Genomic DNA, 18,825 nt, shown 5'->3' with positions numbered 1-18,825 from the left:
TCATGACCCATAACAAGCCGGTAGCATTCGCTGACGAACTCAAAGCTATTCGCCAACATCTTCACAGCATTCCAGAGCTGGGACTGGAGGAAGTTGAAACGTCCGATTACATCGCTTCCCGGCTTAACGAATGGGGTTATGAAATAACCCGCGGTCTTGCGAAAACCGGAATTGTTGCCTCTCTTCGCAGAGGCAGTTCTAACCGTTCGATCGGTTTTCGCGCTGACTTCGATGCACTGCCAATTCGGGAAGAAACTGGCCTGCCTTACGCAAGCAGGAATGCCGGCAATATGCATGCCTGTGGCCATGATGGCCATACAGCGATGCTGCTGGGCGCCGCATGGTCGCTTGCACAGGACGAAGACTTTTCCGGAACAATCCATTTTATTTTCCAGCCCGCTGAAGAAAATTATGGTGGCGCACAAATCATGATTGAGGAGGGTCTGTTTGAACGCTTTCCCTGCGATCAGATCTTTGCGCTGCATAACTGGCCGGGTTTGGAAGCCGGAAAGTTTGCATCCAAGGCTGGCCCGATTGCGGCGTCCATAGATGCACTGACACTTACGGTTAAAGGCAGTGGCGGACATGGTGCTGAACCTGAAAAGACTGTTGATCCGATCGTGGTTGCTTCAAGTATCGTAATGTCCCTGCAGACCATTGTTTCGCGAACCGTCTCGCCACATCAGGCCAGCGTGATAACTGTTGGTGCGTTCAATGCGGGATCAGTCTGCAACGTCATACCAGACACGGCCAGGCTTGAAATCTCGATGCGCGCGACTGATCCAGAGATCCGCAAGATTCTGAGTGAAAAGGTCGAGCAGGTCGCAAATATGCAGGCTGCAAGCTATGGTGCGGCAGTGGGCTTTGACTGGATGGTGGGTTATCCGGCCACCATCAATGACGCGGCCGCATTTGATCAGGCCAAAGCGACAGTGATTGCCCATTTTGGGGAGGAAGCTTTTGAAGAGTTGGATCGACCATTCATGGGCAGCGAAGACTTTTCCTTCATGCTCGAGAAGGCATCTGGCGCTTATCTGTTGATCGGAAACGGCGAAAGCTCGGGTCTGCACACTGCGACCTATAATTTCAACGATGAAATATTGGAGCGCGGCATGTCGTTTTTCCATAATCTGGCTAAGGACAGTTTGAAAGTCTGATACGCTTTTGAATTGTATAGCTTATTGTGAAGACGTGTTTATGAGCAGTATGTCCGCCACGGCCTACCCCAAACGTTCATGAGTTTTGCCGTCGGATCACAAGCTGATAGGCGTTAGTACATGGGACGGATTCCAGACGGAATCCAGCCTTTGATGCAGGATTATGTGGTTTCAATGTTGATTTCCGCTGAGAAGTGCCCCGTTGGGGGGTGCGGGGGTGCGGATAAAAACTTGGACTGTTTTTACGTCACAATGCCAAGACAGTTTCGATATTCGATTGGGCTTCGTGCGCCAAGCGATATCTTGATCCGTTTCTCGTTGTACCACCGAATGTAGCCATCAACTTCATTGATAAAATGCTCGAGTGTGGTGTTCCTCCAATCGCTGGGATAAAAGAACTCCGTTTTTAGCCTGCCAAAGAAACCTTCGCATGCAGCGTTATCTGGGGAGCAAGCCTTGCGGGACATTGAACGCACCAGCTTCGCATCCCTGATCCGCGATAGCCAACCCGGCCAGCGATAATGTGCACCCCGATCAGAATGTACTATTGGTCGTTCATCTCTACCTGTGACAGTTTCTATGGCGGCATCAAGCATCATATTGACCAATTCCGCATCTGGTCTCGTTCCGATAGACCAGCTGATAACCAAACCATCGAAACAGTCGATGATGGGTGAGAGATACACTTTGCCAGCCGGGATATGGAACTCCGTGATATCGGTCAGCCATTTCTCGTTTGAGGCTGAGGCCTGGAAGTCGCGATTAATAAGGTTCTCAGGCGCCGGACTGATTTCTCCGAGATAAGAGCGATATCGCCGCCGCTTTGGCGTGGCAACGATCAGGTTCTCCTGCTTCATCAAGCGCTGCACAACCTTCTCTGAGATTGTAACGCATTGTTTGGCCAATGACGCCTGTAGCCTGCGGTAGCCATAGCATCGACGGTTGGCTTCGAAGATTTCGGTGATGTTCTGACGTATAGTGAGGTACTTGTCGGTCACCCTCATACGGGCTCGATGATAAAAATATGAACTGCGCGCCAGTCGCAACTGAGCAAGCAGATCGGAGAGTTGATAAAGATCTTTTAGGGCGTCAACCAACAGCGTTTTCTCCCGACTCCTAAGAAGTTGCAGATCGACGCCCAGGTCTTTTTTTATGAGTTCGGTCGCTTTCTTCAAAAGGTCGTGCTCGAGCTGCAGTTTCAGAATATCGTGCTGCAGTGTTTCGAGCTGGCGCTCTAATTCTTTACGCTCTGGCACTGGCGGTGAGTTGTTCTTGCGTTTCATGATTGCGGGAGCCTTCGGACCAAGTAACTGGTTTTTCCAGTTATACAGTGTCGGCCTGCATACGCCGAGCTTTTCGGCCAAAGCCTGTGCACTTTCTTGCCGATTATAAAGTCCGACGACGCCAGCCTTCTTTCAGCGCATCGGGGTATCGTGGACGTCCGGTTCTTCCAGTGACAGCTTTGCTCGCTTCGGGAAACACCTCCCGAACCCATGCTGTCAACGTTGCACGACCGGGATAGCCCAAGGCGCGCATCGTTGCAGAAACACAACCACCATGCATGCGGTAGTGCTCAACAGCCGCTTTCTTCTGCGCCTGTGTGAACTTAGGCGCTCGGGGCGCAAATCCTAAACGCAGATCGAGATGGTGCTCATATTCCAGGTACCAGCCCTTCAAAGCGTTCTTGCTTGGATAGCCCAACTGGCGAATAGTCGCTTTCGGGCGCTTGCCCAGCTTGATGTAAAGCGCGACTGCTCGCATTCGGTCTTCGTAGGAATAAATGAACTATCTCCATGATAATCCAAGTTTTCGTCCGCACCCCCAGGTCCACCAACGATTATTGCGCTTTACACTGCCTCCTGATCTGACGACGGTTCCCCCGATTGTGCCAGCCAGCCAAGGTCGAATGAGTGCATTCAGAATGACACAGACTATAAGCGGAACCAGAACTGCAAGTTAGCTATAGGATGGTCGATATTTTTAAAAAGCTGGTGGTGGCATAATCTCGGAGTTTTGCGGCAACGTGAAAGCTGGATTCTGATTAGCGTTTGGTATCTGCCCATGGAGTAAAACATTCGAGGACTTTGCCCGGACCATCAACGGTTCGAATTGAGTCGCCCAGATGATAACAATCGGAGTATGGCCAGAGATGCCCCGGATAAACGGGGCCAATCAGCAAACCCGCGATAAAACTAAAAATGAATAGTGAAATACATTTTATCCTATCAATATATTACATGGCTGGTGGTAGCGCTGCACCATTTAATTTATTTGCTTCGTTGGGGCCAGTTGCCAACTGAAACCCGAGTAGTTTGGTTACACATATATTCTTAGATGAAAACGCAAAGTTCCATAATTTACATTATCTGATTTTAACTTGTAGCCGGGGTGGGTTCTAGTTTGAAGTGCGACTTGCAAATGATAACAATGAGTTATCCAATGCAAGGAACCTGTCATGGACCGCATTTATTCGCATATTGATTTGGATGAACGCCGCAGAATAGCGCGCTGGCGCACTGCAAAGCTTTCCGTTGACGTTATTGCTGAGAAGCTTGGAAGGCAACGCTCGACCATTTTTCGTGAACTTAAGCGCAACCGGTTTACCGATGATGAGATCAAGGATTTAGACGGCTATTACTGTACAATTGCTGATCAGAAATGCCGCGAGCGTCGCTCGAAGCACCGCAAGCTCATCCGGTATGATGAGCTACGGCAGTCCGTCATCCAGCACATCAGCGATGGATGGTCACCGCAACAGATTGCCGGGAGAATGCGGCTGGAGCGGCATCCCATCTCTGTCAGTCATGAAACAATCTATCAGTTTGTGTATTCCACCGACGGTCGAAAAGAAGAGCTTTGGAAATATCTGCCGGAACGTCGCGCCAAACGACGCCCACGTCATGCCCGGCGTCATCATGGACGCCGCTTTCCCCCAGAACTGAGCATCTTACATCGCCCGGACGTGGTTGCCCGACGTAAGCAGTTTGGCCATTGGGAATGCGATCTTATTCAGTTTCGTAAGAAGTTCGGTAAGGCCAATGTGACGTCTCTGGTTGAGCGGGTGAGCCGCTTTACGGTTTTGTAGCGCAACAATGATCGTCAGTCTCGGCCGGTGATGGATGGGGTGATTAGGGTACTCCAACCCCTGCCCCAATTGGCCCGCAGATCGATTACGTTTGATCGTGGCACTCAGTTTACACAATGGTCCTATCTGCAGAATGGGATAGGGTCGCAAACTTGGTTCTGAGACCCCCAGCCTCCCTAGCAGAAAGGCACTGTTGAGAACACCAACAGACGCACAAGACGCTGGCTTCCCCGAGACCTTGATCCGCTCACCCTCAATGATCAAGACCTCGCATTTATCTGTCATCGCCTCGACAATACACCGCGCAAATGTTTAGGGTACAAAACACCTGCAGAAGTCTTTCAGCAGAAACTCTTCGCAAACAGACATCGTTTTGCGTAAACTCAAACCGAAAAGTCGCGCTTCAGCATGACCTCACAACTACACTCGAGCAGTTTATCAAAGAAGCCGATGACTACATTCGGTTGTACAACGAAAAGCGGATCAAGATATCACTTTGCGCACGAAGCCCAATCGAATATCGAAACAGTCTTGGCATTGTTACGTAAAACCAGTCCAACTTTTTATCCGCACCCCCACTGTAGACATGCGTTAGAACATTCAAGATAACCATAGGTGAACTACGTATTTATTTTCGCAGCTTTTTACTGTCCATTAGTGCAGAGTAAAGGCCCGCGGAAACAATTATCAAGCCACCAACTATCATATGGAACGTGGGGACTTCACTGAGAAGAACATATCCAAAGAAAATCGCGAAAACCATGGACGTGTACTCAAACGGCGCGACGGTTGCTGCCTCCGCATAACGGTAAGATTCAGTCATGCAAAGTTGCGCGATACCACCGCATAGCCCGCAGCCGATTAAAAGTAAGAACTGTTGCGTGGTCAGAGCTGTCCACCCAAAAGGAATGGTTGCCATCGAAAGCCCGGTCATCATCAAAGAAAACCATATGATGATCGATGAGCTTTTTTCTGTCCGAACAAGATCACGGACCAGCAGAAGTGCGACCGCTGTGAGAGCCGCACTTGCCAGTGCAGCAGCAACACCCAGCGCTTGCTTCATTTCCAAAGCTTGACCATTGCTCAACATCGTTAGTTTTGGCCAGGAAATAATGACAATTCCCAGAAATCCCACGATTATAGATATCCATCGATAGCGCTCAACGATCTGATGAAGAAAAAGCGTTGAGAAGATGACGATCAAAAGTGGTTGCGCATATCCAAGTGTAACCGCTTCTGGCAATGGCAAAGCCATAAGAGCATAAAATGCGGTGAATGTTGCCAGAACACCGACAATGCCCCTGATGAGATGTCCCATCGGGCGTCTGGTATAAAGGCTTCCCGCAACCTGTCCTCGCCACGCGAGATAGCATACGATTAGCACGAAAGCGAAGAATGAGCGGAAGAATACCACTTGTCCCAGCGCTACCGTACCTGCCAGCTTGATAAAGCTGGACATGATGACAAGCGACATCACAGAAAAAATCTTAAAAGCGATTGCGATCAACGGTCGATCGCGCCTTAGAGGGACAGCACTTTCAAATGCAGATTTTTGTTGCTGACCGTCCATTTCAATCCGATTTCCGTTTGGTGCTAAATGCATGAAAATTTGAAACATGCTGTTGTGTATGCAAAAGAACAAATCTGCTTATCAAGCAGATTTGTTCTCAAATAATCGAATGACTGATTTCGCGCTCTTGTGGCGGGGCAAGCATGACATCAATCTTTCCGATGAAGATATGTGATGGTTGCGGGGATCAATGTCATCGTTGAGGCTCATGAACATCCGACTTGAAAGTTCGTGGTTCTCTCCTCCCGCGATGAAAATTGAAATCACTGTTTCATACAATGCACCTATGGAGGCGAACAATCCGCCGGTAATGATTGATGGCTCGATATGCAGCATTGTCACTATCATGCAAACTGTAAATCTGTTCACGCCAAACTACGTGCAACATCTTGCTGCGTCATGTCGTGTGATGGCCGATCGCTAAGATACGAGTTCCGAAGCTTAGCTTCGGGGCTGATTGTGCTCCTTTTTAATCTTTCAGACAGATTCTGCGAACAGGAAGGCGAACGCAATTAATGAAATTTACATGCAGAGTTAAGTTGCGCCTTATAGACCCTTGGTTTTGAGCACAATCCTTTGGACACGCGTTCTTCCCGATTGTTGCCTTAACCGCCCGGCGTGCTAAACATTCGCAACACTTAGCGTAAGGCCGACCTTAATGCTCACATCAGATGACCTGATCTTTTTCTGTAACATTGCGCGCGCGAACTCTCTTGCGGAGGCCGCCAGAAACATGAACGTGACAGCACCGGCGGTCACACAGCGATTGCGGGCACTGGAAACCAGACTTGGCGTCAGGTTGCTGGAAAGATCATCGAGCGGCATCAATCTCACGGATGAAGGCAGGCTGATCCTTGATGAAGGGCCAAAAATTCTCAGCTCAGTGGAAGCATTGTCTGAACAACTGTCTGATCGAATTAAAACAGTCTCTGGTCACCTTCAGGTAGCAGCGTCCTATGGTTTTGGCAGGCGCTATGTAGCACCGATCGTTGATCAGTTTTCACGGGCATTTCCATCGGTGCCTGTCACACTGCATCTCTCAGAAAAGCCAGCGAGAATGCTTGATGATAATTGGGACATTATCATCCACATTGGAGAATTGGGCGCACAGGGACGGTTAATGACAACACTGGCACCGAATAAACGGCTGCTGGTCGCCTCTCCTCAGTATCTTGCAACTGCACCTGCGTTGACCTCTCCGCGTGAACTGTCAGCTCATCGATGTTTGGCGTTGCGTGAGAATGACGAAGACGTAACTTTGTGGCGGTTCTCAAACGCATCGAATGATTATTTAACGATCCGCATAGACCCGTCTATGTGTACAAATGATGGCGAAGTACTGCGTGATTGGGCCTTATACGGACAGGGAATTGCGGTTCGTTCAGAGTGGGATGTCGCGCCGCATCTGGCTGATGGAACGTTGGTGCATGTACTCCCAGAATGGGAGCTGCCCAACACAGATATTGTTGTGTTCCTCAACTCTCGTCAATACCGCTCGCGTAGGGTTGACGAGATGCTTAAAATGCTTCGCAGGGGCCTCAAGCCAACGCCGTGGAGCAGCCGGGAATCCTCAGTGCCTTAAGACGGTGCGTTTACCGCCATGTCGCATAATGATGAGCAGCGTGACGCAGCAGATCAGCGGCTCATTTCAGATACTATTTCCATCAGGCTGATGGGTCTTCGCCTCGTCAGAAGATCCGTAGCCAAGGATAGCCTTCGTCTCAAGATATTCTTCCAGGCCAAAAATACCGTATTCGCGACCGTTTCCGGATTGCTTGTAGCCACCAAACGGAGCCATACCATCCCACTGTGGATAATTGATATGTACCTGCCCTGCCCGGATCCTTCTCGCGACGGAGCGTGCCCGCTCAAGCGACGATGACTGGACCTGAGCACCGAGACCATAGATCGTATCATTCGCAATCTCTACGGCTTCTTCTTCAGTATCATATGGAATTATACATAAGACCGGCCCAAAAATTTCCTCCTGAGCAATGGTCATAGTGTTACGGACATTCGAGAAAACAGTCGGACGGATATAAAATCCCTTACCGACGTTATCCGGCCGTCCCGGCCCACCCGTCACTAATTCGGCACCTTCGCTAATGCCAATCTCGATATAGCGCTGTACATTTTCAAACTGGTTCTTGTTGGCAACAGGTCCAAGATCTGTCTGTGGGTTTGAGGGATCGCCAACCTTGAGCTTTTCCACTGTTTGCAGAGCAAGTTGCTCGACTTCCTTTAAGCGGTTGCGGGGTACGAGCATGCGGGTAGGTGCGCTGCATGACTGTCCGACATTGCGGAAGCCTGCCAGCAATCCTGCTGGTACGGCTTTTTCAAAATCGGCGTCTTCCAGCAGCACATTGGGGGATTTCCCGCCCAGTTCCTGTGTCACACGCTTGACAGTTGTAGCAGCCGCCCTCGCCACAGCCGCACCGGCTCTGGTGGACCCTGTAATCGAGATCAGATCAATATCAGGGTGTGAGGAAAGAGCTTCGCCGACGATCTCACCTTTGCCAAATATCATATTGAACACGCCAGCCGGAACACCTGCGTCATGCAGAATATCGGCAAAGAGTTTGGCACTATACGGCGAAAACTCGCTGGGCTTCAGGATCATCGTGCAGCCTGCGGCCAGCGCCGGCCCAACCTTTGCGGTAATTTGATAGAGAGGCCAGTTCCAGGGCGTAATCAGAGCACAGACACCGATAGCTTCGCGCTGAATTGCAGTGGAATCTTTGCTGCTCAAAAAGACGTAAGCTTTCAAAGCTTCAGCCGCACAACGAATATGTGCCAGACCTGCGGGGAGCTGACGCTGATGTGCGAAGGTCCGAGCACAACCCATTTCTCGTGTAATCGCATCTGCAAGCTCACCAGATCTTTCCTCGATAAGGTCACCTATTCGGGTCAGGAGCTCAGCACGGTATTCAACGCTGGTCTGTGAAAATGATGCAAAGGCGCCTCGCGCTGCGGAAACGGCCTGATCGACATCCGTTGTATTCCCCAACGGGATCGACCCGATCGCTTGTTCATTTGCCGGGTTTATGACCGAAACCTTTTCCCGCGATGTCGCATCACACCATTCGCCGTTGATATAAAAACTCGTTAGGTTAAGATCGGTCATTACTATTGCCTACTGCCTAAATGTTAATTGCCGCTCGGGAAACACCAGTATGCTTGTGCACAGCCATGATCGCAATTAAAGCTGACTACACGTCGAATTAAGTTTCAACTTATCGAAAAAAACAACATTTCCGATCTGTAATCGGATTCAAAAGGGGCAGTTCATGCCGCCTGCCATGTTCTGTAACCTGAAAGATCCTGTCTGAACATGAGATATTAAGGTTCAAGTTAATTAACGCTGTAACATTCATTAATTGTCCTGCGATCTATCTCTGATGATGATGATACAACTCATTATCAGGATTTTAGCATGCTTACTCTGAACACCGACGCAAAGGTCTCTGACGCTCCAGCGACAACAACCCTTAACCAATTGCCGACGCCCAGCCTCGTTCTGGATGCTCTGAAGGTGGACCGCAATTTGAAGCGCCTGAAAGATCGGGCAGAGCAGCTCGGCGTTACGTTGCGTCCGCATCTCAAGACAGCCAAAAGCATCGAAATTGCGCGTAAAGCGATGCCGACACCGAGCGGCCCCGCCACCGTATCAACACTGAAAGAAGCGCGCCTTTTTGCAGAGGGTGGCGTCAAAGATATTGTTTACGCAGTTGGGATCACCCCAGCGAAACTCGAAGAAGTCGTTGCACTGTCACGTGATAACACAGTCATCACTGTCATCCTTGACAATATGGATCAGGCCCGCGCCGTGGCTGAAGCATCGCGGAAAGCTGGATTTCCTATTCCGGCACTGATTGAAATTGACTGCGACGGCCACAGAAGCGGCGTTTTGCCTGAAGATGCGGACACTCTGGTTGCCATTGGTCAGGCTCTCGTGGACGGCGGCGCGGCGTTGCGCGGCGTTATCACCCATGCCGGAGAGAGCTACAGCGCCCGCAGCGCCGAGGCACTTGAACAAGCTGCTGAAGGAGAACGGCTGGCTGTTGTTAACGCGGCCGCTATCCTTCGCTCGGAAGGTCTGCCGTGCCCGATTGTCAGTGTCGGTTCCACGCCAACAGCTCATTTTGCAAAAGACCTTACCGGCGTCACTGAACTACGCGCTGGCGTCTATATGTTCTTTGATCTCGTCATGCGCGGTATCGGCGTTTGCGAGACGGATGACATTGCCTTGTCTGTTTTGACCACCGTGATTGGCCACCAGAAAGAAAAGAACTGGCTGCTGGTTGATGCGGGATGGATGGCAATGTCACGGGATCGTGGCACCGCAAAACAACCCGTAGATTGTGGCTATGGCCTTGTATGCGACCTTGAAGGAAATCTCATCCCTGACTTTGTTCTGATGGATGCCAATCAGGAACACGGAATTATTTCCATACGACCGGGAAGCGATGCAAAACTCCCTGACCTGAAACTAGGGGACCGGCTTCGTATTCTGCCAAATCATGCCTGTGCCACGGGAGCTCAGCACGACAAGTATTACGTCGTTGAAGGTCGCAGCGAGGAGGTCACTGCCATTATTCCTCGCTTCTCAGGCTGGTGATAGACATGTCAGTTATTATTGAAACCAAGAATGCGCCTGCTCCTGCCGGTCATTACGCGCAGGCAATCAGCAATAACGGAACAGTCTGGATCTCCGGGCAATTGCCAATTCGTCCCGATGGATCGCATTGCGAAAGTGCGGACTTCGAAGTGCAGGCACATCAGGCCGTGTCCAATCTTCTCGCCATTCTGGAAGCTGCTGGCGGATCGCCATCTCATCTCGTGAAAGTCACTGCTTATATCACCGGAGTGGAGAACTGGCCTGTTTTCAATCGCGTTTACGCGGGGCTTATGGGAAGCGCATGTCCGGCGAGAGCAATTGTACCGGTGCCTGAACTGCACTATGGCTTCAAGGTGGAAGTTGAGGGATGCGCGGTTATTCCAGAAAACCAGCAGAACGCGCAATTGCCTTAGGCCGGGAATCCATCGAATGAGTGGATCCTGAACCTGATTGATAAAGCCGTTGCGGCTTTATTGAGAAAATTCGGTAAAAGAGGCTTTGAATGTCACTGTTAATTAGGATTGACCCGGATCCGAAAACCGAACCGGTCCTCAGAGATCCCCTGCCCGAGCGTCTGATTTCGAAGTCGCCAAAGCTCAAATCATGGGAACAGGACATATCCCGTGAAGACATCAGTACGGGGATATTTGAGGCAACGCCCGGCGTTACCCACTCCATCAAAGGTGAAGCGTTCGAATTCTGCCATATCATTTCGGGAGAAATTGAACTCACCCCCGATGGTGGCCAACATGTGCGCTTTAAAGCCGGCGACTCTTTCGTAATGAAGCCGGGCTTCACGGGCGTATGGAACACGATCGAAACTGTCCGTAAGATCTACGTCGCAGTAAAATGAATTGCCGATACGACCCGGGTGAATTGGTTTCCTCTGGGTTGGCAGTTTTAGGTGAGCGATCACAGCTCTCCCCAGAAAGAAAATTTTATGCCAGCTCCACTTTGGACTATTAACTCCTGCGAAACACTCCCTGAAGAAGCTGATGTCGTCGTGATTGGCGCTGGCATTGTTGGCACTTCTGCTGCTTACTTTCTCGCCAAGCGCGGTTTGAAGGTGGCTCTTGTCGAAAAAGGCCGTGTCGGTTCAGAACAGTCCAGTCGCAACTGGGGCTGGTGCCGTCAACAAAATCGCGACATGAGAGAACTTCCCTTATCAACAAAAAGCCTTGAATTATGGGAAGCAATCTCTCAGGATCTCAATGTCGATCTGGGCTTCAAGCGAAGCGGTCTCCTTTATCTCTCCAATAACGAAGAAGAAATCGCAGCCTGGGCGCGCTGGCGCGACCTTGCCAAAGAGCAGGGTGTTACCACTCAGGTTTTAAGTAGCCGAGAAGCGACGCAGCATGGTATAAAGACGGGCAGGCGCTGGAAAGGTGGGGTGTTCTCTCAGTCTGATGGGATTGCTGACCCTGCCCGCGCCGCACCGCTTATCGCCAGCGGCATAAGAAAATATGGCGGCACGATCCATCAATTCTGTGCTGCAAGAGGGCTCGAAATAGAGAGCAATCGCGTCACTGGTGTTGTAACCGAGTTGGGTACTATCAAAACCAAACGAGTTGTGCTGGCAGCGGGCGCCTGGGCTTCTGTTTTCTGCAAGCAGATCGGCATCAATTTTCCGCAGGTCGCTGTCAGATCTTCAGTGCTATCTCTGATGCCATCTCAGCAGGACATGCCTGATGCTATTCATACCTCGGAAATATCGATTACTCTGAGAGGTGATGGCGGCAGAACGCTGGCTATCTCAGGATCAGGCAATGTTGATCCCACCATGGCAATGCTCCGCTATGCGATTAACTTCGTACCGATGTTTACAAAACGCTGGCATGTCTTATCTCCGGGCAATCTCAGCGCATGGAGACTCGGTCACGAGTATCGCAGAAAATGGGCGCTTGATAAGCCTACACCGATGGAACTCACCCGCGTTCTGGATCCCAAACCATCCGCTGCGAGTATCGAAGAAACACTGATGCGTGCACGCCGGTTATTCCCGTCTCTGACAACGGTACCCGTACAGACAGCATGGGCCGGATTCATCGACAGCACACCAGACGGCATTCCGGTTATCGATTCAACAGTCGGCCCCGAGGGCTTTGTGCTCGCTGCCGGTTTCTCAGGTCACGGCTTTGGTATCGGACCAGGTGCAGGACATCTCATTGCCGAGATCGTCGGCGGCGATGAACCGAGTCTCGAGTACAAGCAATATAGATTAGCCCGACTTCAGCGCAGCGTATGGGGTAAAGTTTCTGACTTCTGAAAAAGTTTACTTCACTCGTGGCGGTTAATCACTTCATATATTGATGCTGAAACTTTCAAGCAAACAAGGAACAGACTTTAGAGCCTGTTCCAAAAAGGCACGAGCAATCTCAAGTACGTATGATTTGATTGGTTTTCTTGCGGGCGTTTTCTTATAACTATATTCAAATCCTGCCGATAGCTGCAAAATATTATTGCTGATGGTCGATATGTAGGATCGCAGGTCAAAGGCAGCTGGAAAAGGTGAGAGAGTTACCTACAAGTCGTTAAACGATCCGATCATGCTGATGGTTGCGACCTTTTGTTAGGCCTATGTGAGTTCGAGCAAAGATTTACATGGCTGAAACGCCGTACCAGACTGGCTGACGATTTCAAGGAGACCGTCGTATCTTCTGAAGACTGCAAATATCTCAAACATACACGAACTTATCCGACGTATAGCAATTACGGATATGGTTATGTTCGTTATGATTCAGGCCCTAGAATTCGGCGACTTTGCCCCATACGCTTCGGTTAAGCCGGTCTGGATTATAAGGTTTCGGATCTACAATTGGCTCGCGGCCTAAAATAACGTCGGCAATCATATGTCCAGCACCCGGCCCTATGCCGAAACCATGCCCGCTGAAGCCTGCGGCCAAAATGAATCCCGGAACTGTTTCAATCTCACCAATAGCAGGTACGCCGTCCGGCGTGCTATCGATATAACCGGCCCAGCGATTGGCAATCGGTATTCTGGCAAGCTCTGGCAGCAGATCACGCGCTCTTTTATATGTAAGACTGATCTGCCCCTCATCCGGTTTCGGGTTGAGGATGCGATTTCGTTCCATCGGCGTGATCTCATCAAGCGACCATTTGCTCAGCGTTTCGTGGCCAGAACACCAACCCTGAATACCACCCGGTGCAAGGCTTCTCCAGCGACGCGTGAACATTGGGATGAATTCACGGCTGAAACGCAATTGCTGCGGTGTCACATCCACACGCGCCTTACCGCTGATCGCAAGCGTATAACCGCCATCATGGCGTCGCGTCAGCGATACCTGCGAGGTATGCAATGCATCTGGCAACCCAACAGCACCCGGCGCGACGGATAAGATTGATGCCCGGACCGCAGCCTGGGGAAAACGAATGCCCAGTTGATTGCAGAAGGACGATGCCCAGGCACCGCCCGCCATCACGACTGTTTTGGCCTGAATAGTACCTGCTTCAGTCACAACGCCGCTGACACGTCCGCCGCTGAGTTCAATGCCGCGTGCAGCACAATTCTGATGCACAGTTCCGCCAGCGGCCATAATGCCACGCGCCACAATAGGAACGGCTCGAGATGGATCAGCGATACCGTCGGTCGGCGAGAAAACGCCGCCTTCCCATGCCCGGCCGGTGGCTTTGCCGCGCTCGGCAGCTTCTGAGGCGCTGAGCATATGTGTGGTGACACCAACAGATTTTGCAAAATCACGCCAGCGCGCCCAGCCCGCTATCTCTGCCTCGTCCTGTGACAGATAAAGCAAACCGCAGCGCCTGAAACCCGGATCTTCTCCGGTCTGTTCTGCGATCTTATCCCAGAGATCGAGGCTTTTGGTTGCCATAGGAAGTTCGCGCGCATCGCGGTTCTGCTGGCGGCACCAACCCCAGTTGCGGCTTGATTGTTCGGCAGCAATACGACCTTTTTCAACGAGCGCAACTTTCGCACCACTGCGCGCCAAATAATAGGCGGTAAATACACCGACTACGCCGCCGCCAATAACAACGACGTCAGCCTCTTTCGGCAAAGTCGGGCTGGTTTCGATGTGCAATAGCGGTGCAGACATATGCAAGACTCCAGTGTTTCGTATATCCTAATCCTGTCACCGCCAAGGCGTGCGTCGGAGTTTGCATTTACACAGAATTTCGTATGGTTTGCCCCAGCATCGGCAGGTGATTATTTCGTGTAAACGAAGTCTGCTTCGCACGATAACTGAATATGGAAAACGGCAGGCCGAACGATTGCGACAAGAAGCGAAAAGGATAATAATCCGAATTCAGAATACCGAATGAATGGTTTTACCTATGAAGCTCGACAAAATTGACATCAGAATTTTATCCGAAATGCAGAAGAACGGGCGGATAACCAATGTCGAACTTGCCGAGCTCGTCAATCTGTCACCCAGCCCGTGCTTGATGCGGGTGAAAAAACTTCAGTCCGAAGGCTATATCACCGGATATTCTGCGCAGATTAACGTCTCGAAACTCGGCCAGACGCTTACGGTTTTTACCGAAATCACGCTCAAAAATCATCGACAGATCGATTTTGCGCGTTTTCTCGCCACTGTTGAAAAGATTGATTCCGTTATTGAATGCCACCTCGTATCAGGCGGTTACGATTATTTGATGAAATTCGTTACCGCTGGAATCGTCGAGTATCAAACGATAATGGAACGTCTGATTGATATGGATGTAGGCATTGATAAATATTTCAGCTTTGTTGTGCTCAAATCACCGATTGTAAAAGCACATCTGCCACTCGACGTGATGTTCACGGAACAACAGAGCTAGAGCAGATAGCGGAAAAGTGGGAGGCAACTCCCACTTTTCGGGCTGCATTATAGAAACTCAGCTTCTGGTGAACTCGCGAACCAGTTTAGGGTCCTGTTTCAGACCATCAAGCCAGCCAGTATCGAGCTTTGGCACGGAAGAGAACAAAAGCCGCGAGTAAGGGTGGCTAGCGGCGGCGCCCATCATATCAGGACTGAGTTGCTCAACCTTCTTGCCCGCATACATAACAACAACTTCATCACAGATCGCGCGAACCGTAGAGAGATCGTGACTGATGAAGAGATACGATAGCGATAACTCGCGTTGCAGTTCTTTCAACAGGTCGATAATAGCCGCCGCGACAACTGTATCCAGTGCCGATGTGATCTCATCACAGATAATCATCTTAGGGTCAGCAGCCAAAGCCCGCGCTAAATTGATGCGCTGTTTCTGCCCGCCGGAAAGCTCGCCCGGTCTGCGGTAGCGCATGTTGCGCGGTATTCGCACCATATCGAGCAGTTGATCGACTCTCGTTTCGCGGCTCTTTTTGTCCATGCCATGATAGAATGAAAGCGGACGTGTCAGAATTTCGGCAATTGATTTGGTTGGATTGAGAGCCGTATCGGCGAATTGGAATACAATTTGCAATTCACGCAATTGATCACGACTGCGACGACGCAAATCGCTTGGCATCTCCTTGCCTTCAAACACGATCTTACCACTTGCGGCAGGTAGAATCCCGGCAATGACACGCGCAAGCGTGGACTTGCCACAGCCAGATTCTCCGATGATCCCGAGATTCTGCCCGCGCGCGAGTTCGAGGCTAACATGATCGACTGCGATCATAGTCGGCACGCCGGATTTACCGACCATACCATACCCAGCCATAACTTTATCCACGACTAGCAAGGGGGTAGGCTTTTCTGCCACTGCGGCTTCAGGTCTTGCATGAAGCAAAGGCTCGAAGGCCGCTAAAAGTTCTTTGGTGTAGGGATGTTGGGGGCTATGCAATATCTCGTGCGTAGTACTAACTTCCTGAATTTTACCGCCCTTAAGCACGACGATACGATCCGCAATCTGCGCAACAACGGCCAGATCATGCGAGACATAAACGCCTGCGATATGCTTCTTTTTCATCACGGATTTGAAAGCGCGAAGCACTTCAATCTGGGTCGTTACATCCAGAGCAGTTGTTGGCTCATCAAAGATAACAAGCTTTGGATCACCAATAAGAGCCATCGCTGCTGAAAGGCGCTGCAACTGCCCTCCAGAAACCTGATGCGGATAGCGATCGCCGATTGTCTCTGGATTAGGCAAAGCTAGTGCTTTGAACAGCTCAACCGCCTTCTTGCGGGCGTCATCTTTCGACATCAGCTTATGGATCTTGGTTACTTCAATAACCTGATCCATAATGCGATGCGCTGGATTAAAGGATGCCGCCGCACTTTGCGGCACATAAGAGACTTCTGTGCCGCGCTTCTTTGAGCGTTTACGCTCTGATAAAGTGACAATATCCTGACCGCCAACAGCAATGCTACCGTCCACAATACGGCAGCCGGGGCGCGTATAGCCCATCAAAGTCAATGCAATGGTTGTCTTGCCAGAACCGCTTTCGCCAATCAGTGCGACGATTTCGCCTTCTGCTATTTGAAAACTGACATCACGGATGATCTCGACGTTACGACCGGAGTCAGTCTTGGCATCCACGCGAAGATTTTTAATCTCAACAAGATTGCTCATTCATTCGCTCCTGTCGCGGATCTTCTGCGGTAGATTATCGATCAGCAAATTGACGCTGATGGTGAGGCTGGCAATGGCAATCGACGGAAACACAACAGCAGGCGCTGCAAAAGACAATCCACCGATGTTTTCTTTAACCAGTGCACCCCAATCAGCATAGGGCGGCTGAACGCCAAGACCGAGAAACGACATGCTCGATAACAACAACACGATAAACACAAAACGCAGACCAAAATCAGCCAATACAGGCCCGATAATACCGGGCAGAATTTCTGAGCGGATAAGGTAGCCAATTTTCTCACCGCGTGCGCGGGCAACCGTCACATAATCCATCGTATTGATATTAATCGCCAATGCGCGCGCAAAACGATAGCTGCCCGGCGTATATATAACCGCCATGGTGATAATCAGGATCGGGATAGATGAACCAACGCCTGCCACGATCACAAGCGCCAGAATTTTGCTTGGGATGGATGTTAGGGCATCAAGAAAACGGCTGAGTGCTGAGTCAAACCAACCACCAATGACAGCTGCGGTCATGCCAAGTGTCACGCCAAAAAAGCAGGCCAGAAACACGGCAGCAAGCGAAATACCGACTGTGAAACGCGCACCATAGATAATGCGTGAAAGCATATCACGACCAAGGTAATCTGTCCCCAGCGGAAACTGCGCGCTCATTGGGCCGAAGAAGTCGAAATCGACAATCTCGCCAATTGGATGCGGCGCGATCCACGGTGCAAAGATTGCAACAACTGCCCATCCAAAAATAATCAGGAAGGATACAGCGCCAACCAGATTAACCCGATAGCCGAAACGCGGGGACCTTGCTTTTCGCTGATTTGAAACGGAAGCAGTCATGATTATCGCAGCCTCGGGTTAGAAACAATAGCAATCAAATCCGCTATCGTGATGAGCAGAAGATAGCCAAAGCAGAAGATCATCGCGCAGGTCTGGATCAGGGGCAGATCGCGCGTTGCAACTGCATCAAGCATGAGCTTGGCTATGCCGGGATAATTGAAGATAGTTTCCACGATGATCACGCCACCCAGCAGATAAGACAGCGAGAGCGCAACCGCATTGACGATGGGGCCAAGTGCGTTGGGGAGCGCATGAATAACAACCATTCGGCTGCGTGAAGCACCTTTGAGCAATGCCATTTCAACATAGGGCGTGTTGAGCGTCTCAAGAACGGCTGCACGTGTCATGCGGATCATCTGTGCTGAAATCACAAAGCTCAGCGTGATAACCGGCATGGCAAAAACCTTGAGAAGCCCCCAGAATGATGTGACTTCATTGGCCATTGAAAGCGCTGGTAACCAGCCAAGATAGACCGCAAACACGATTACTGCGATGGTTGCGACCATAAACTCTGGCACAGAGATGACCGAAATCGTGATGATCGAAACAACGCGATCATAGATCGTTCCGCGCATGATTGCGGCGGTAATGCCGAGAAACAAGGCAATCGGCACTGAAATTGCAGCCGTCACACCCGCAAGCTTCAACGAATTGGCGAGACGGTTGCCGATCAAATCAGAAATCGGGACATTGTTGACGTAGGAAACGCCAAGATCACCGCGCAGCAGGTTTCCAAGCCAATATAGAAAGCGCAGGAAAGCGGGCTGATCGAGGTTCATCGCATGACGAAGACCCGCAACGGCCTCTGGCGTCGCCGCCTGCCCTAGAAGAATTTCAGCCACATCACCCGGAAGCATCGCTGTTGCAAAGAAAATAGTAAACGCAACAATCAGAAGCGTAACAGCAGCAACGACGAGGCGTTTGGCAATGAGATTCAGCAGAGGCGACTTCATGGTCATGCGCAGCCCAATAGTTGGGGGAAACGATCAGTTCGGGCAAAAGCGATGTTTTGCCCGAACCCGAA

14 protein-coding genes and 2 pseudogenes are annotated in these 18,825 nt (G+C 50.6%); 9 read left to right on the top strand and 7 right to left on the bottom strand.

What is annotated here, in order from left to right:
* Nucleotides 1-2: 2 nt before the first annotated feature.
* Nucleotides 3-1,157 carry a M20 aminoacylase family protein gene (locus RI570_RS18930; RefSeq protein ID WP_313830290.1) on the top strand — a complete coding sequence of 385 codons (1,155 nt, stop codon included), beginning with the start codon at nt 3-5 and terminating at the stop codon, nt 1,155-1,157.
* A 242-nt stretch (nt 1,158-1,399) separates the two neighbouring features.
* Here the strand turns inward: RI570_RS18930 and RI570_RS18925 are convergent.
* Nucleotides 1,400-2,939, bottom strand: a protein-coding gene (locus tag RI570_RS18925) for an IS3 family transposase (RefSeq protein WP_409558715.1) whose coding sequence is annotated in 2 segments (ribosomal slippage) — nt 1,400-2,572 and nt 2,574-2,939 — 1,539 coding nt in all. Because the reading frame shifts where the segments join, the coding sequence is not laid out codon by codon here.
* A 673-nt stretch (nt 2,940-3,612) separates the two neighbouring features.
* Here RI570_RS18925 and RI570_RS18920 point away from each other — a divergent pair.
* Together RI570_RS18920 and RI570_RS21725 are read left to right on the top strand one after the other, a co-directional pair.
* Nucleotides 3,613-4,623 (top strand): annotated as a pseudogene (locus RI570_RS18920) (IS30 family transposase).
* A 41-nt stretch (nt 4,624-4,664) separates the two neighbouring features.
* Nucleotides 4,665-4,790: pseudogene (locus RI570_RS21725) on the top strand (IS3 family transposase); the annotation flags it as partial.
* Between the two features lie 80 nt (nt 4,791-4,870).
* Here RI570_RS21725 and RI570_RS18915 read toward each other — a convergent pair.
* Nucleotides 4,871-5,812, bottom strand: coding sequence for a DMT family transporter (locus tag RI570_RS18915; RefSeq protein WP_313830289.1), 942 nt, complete (start codon nt 5,810-5,812; stop codon nt 4,871-4,873).
* 658 nt (nt 5,813-6,470) lie between these two features.
* On the opposite strand from RI570_RS18915, the gene RI570_RS18910 reads away from it, so the two are divergent.
* Nucleotides 6,471-7,394 (top strand): LysR family transcriptional regulator, encoded by a 924-nt coding sequence (locus RI570_RS18910; protein WP_313830288.1) that lies wholly within the window; start codon nt 6,471-6,473, stop codon nt 7,392-7,394.
* Nucleotides 7,395-7,460: 66 nt separating this feature from the next.
* On the opposite strand, the gene RI570_RS18905 is transcribed toward RI570_RS18910, so the two are convergent.
* Nucleotides 7,461-8,936 carry an aldehyde dehydrogenase family protein gene (locus tag RI570_RS18905; RefSeq protein ID WP_313830287.1) on the bottom strand — a complete coding sequence of 492 codons (1,476 nt, stop codon included), beginning with the start codon at nt 8,934-8,936 and terminating at the stop codon, nt 7,461-7,463.
* 309 nt (nt 8,937-9,245) lie between these two features.
* On the opposite strand from RI570_RS18905, the gene RI570_RS18900 reads away from it, so the two are divergent.
* The 4 genes from RI570_RS18900 to RI570_RS18885 all read left to right on the top strand — a co-directional run bounded on the left by RI570_RS18900 (nt 9,246) and on the right by RI570_RS18885 (nt 12,696).
* Nucleotides 9,246-10,430: a DSD1 family PLP-dependent enzyme gene (locus tag RI570_RS18900; protein WP_313830286.1), complete on the top strand. Its 1,185-nt coding sequence runs from the start codon at nt 9,246-9,248 to the stop codon at nt 10,428-10,430.
* A 5-nt stretch (nt 10,431-10,435) separates the two neighbouring features.
* Nucleotides 10,436-10,843 carry a RidA family protein gene (locus RI570_RS18895; RefSeq protein ID WP_313830283.1) on the top strand — a complete coding sequence of 136 codons (408 nt, stop codon included), beginning with the start codon at nt 10,436-10,438 and terminating at the stop codon, nt 10,841-10,843.
* A gap of 89 nt (nt 10,844-10,932) precedes the next feature.
* Nucleotides 10,933-11,283: a cupin domain-containing protein gene (locus RI570_RS18890; protein WP_313830281.1), complete on the top strand. Its 351-nt coding sequence runs from the start codon at nt 10,933-10,935 to the stop codon at nt 11,281-11,283.
* Nucleotides 11,284-11,370: 87 nt separating this feature from the next.
* Complete coding sequence (locus RI570_RS18885; protein WP_313830280.1) at nt 11,371-12,696, top strand: FAD-binding oxidoreductase; 1,326 nt, start codon at nt 11,371-11,373, stop codon at nt 12,694-12,696.
* A 478-nt stretch (nt 12,697-13,174) separates the two neighbouring features.
* Here RI570_RS18885 and RI570_RS18880 read toward each other — a convergent pair whose 3' ends face one another.
* A complete protein-coding gene (locus RI570_RS18880; RefSeq protein WP_313830279.1) occupies nt 13,175-14,500 on the bottom strand; it encodes an FAD-binding oxidoreductase in 1,326 nt (441 codons plus the stop codon).
* Nucleotides 14,501-14,738: 238 nt separating this feature from the next.
* On the opposite strand from RI570_RS18880, the gene RI570_RS18875 reads away from it, so the two are divergent.
* Nucleotides 14,739-15,224 carry an Lrp/AsnC family transcriptional regulator gene (locus RI570_RS18875; RefSeq protein ID WP_313830278.1) on the top strand — a complete coding sequence of 162 codons (486 nt, stop codon included), beginning with the start codon at nt 14,739-14,741 and terminating at the stop codon, nt 15,222-15,224.
* A gap of 57 nt (nt 15,225-15,281) precedes the next feature.
* Here RI570_RS18875 and RI570_RS18870 read toward each other — a convergent pair whose 3' ends face one another.
* From RI570_RS18870 to RI570_RS18860, 3 genes are read right to left on the bottom strand one after another with little or no spacing between them, the layout of a single operon-like run.
* Entirely contained in the window at nt 15,282-16,943 is a 1,662-nt protein-coding gene (locus tag RI570_RS18870) for an ABC transporter ATP-binding protein (RefSeq protein ID WP_313830276.1), read from the bottom strand.
* Entirely contained in the window at nt 16,944-17,801 is an 858-nt protein-coding gene (locus RI570_RS18865; RefSeq protein WP_313830274.1) for an ABC transporter permease, read from the bottom strand.
* A 2-nt stretch (nt 17,802-17,803) separates the two neighbouring features.
* On the bottom strand, nt 17,804-18,754 hold the full coding sequence (locus RI570_RS18860; protein ID WP_313830674.1) for an ABC transporter permease: 951 nt from the start codon (nt 18,752-18,754) through the stop codon (nt 17,804-17,806).
* Nucleotides 18,755-18,825 lie beyond the last annotated feature (71 nt).

The sequence above is a fragment of the Brucella pseudogrignonensis genome (assembly GCF_032190615.1).
Classification (GTDB): domain Bacteria; phylum Pseudomonadota; class Alphaproteobacteria; order Rhizobiales; family Rhizobiaceae; genus Brucella; species Brucella pseudogrignonensis_B.
The sequence above is the reverse complement of the archived record's forward strand: the minus strand, read 5'-3'. Positions and strand labels throughout refer to the sequence as shown.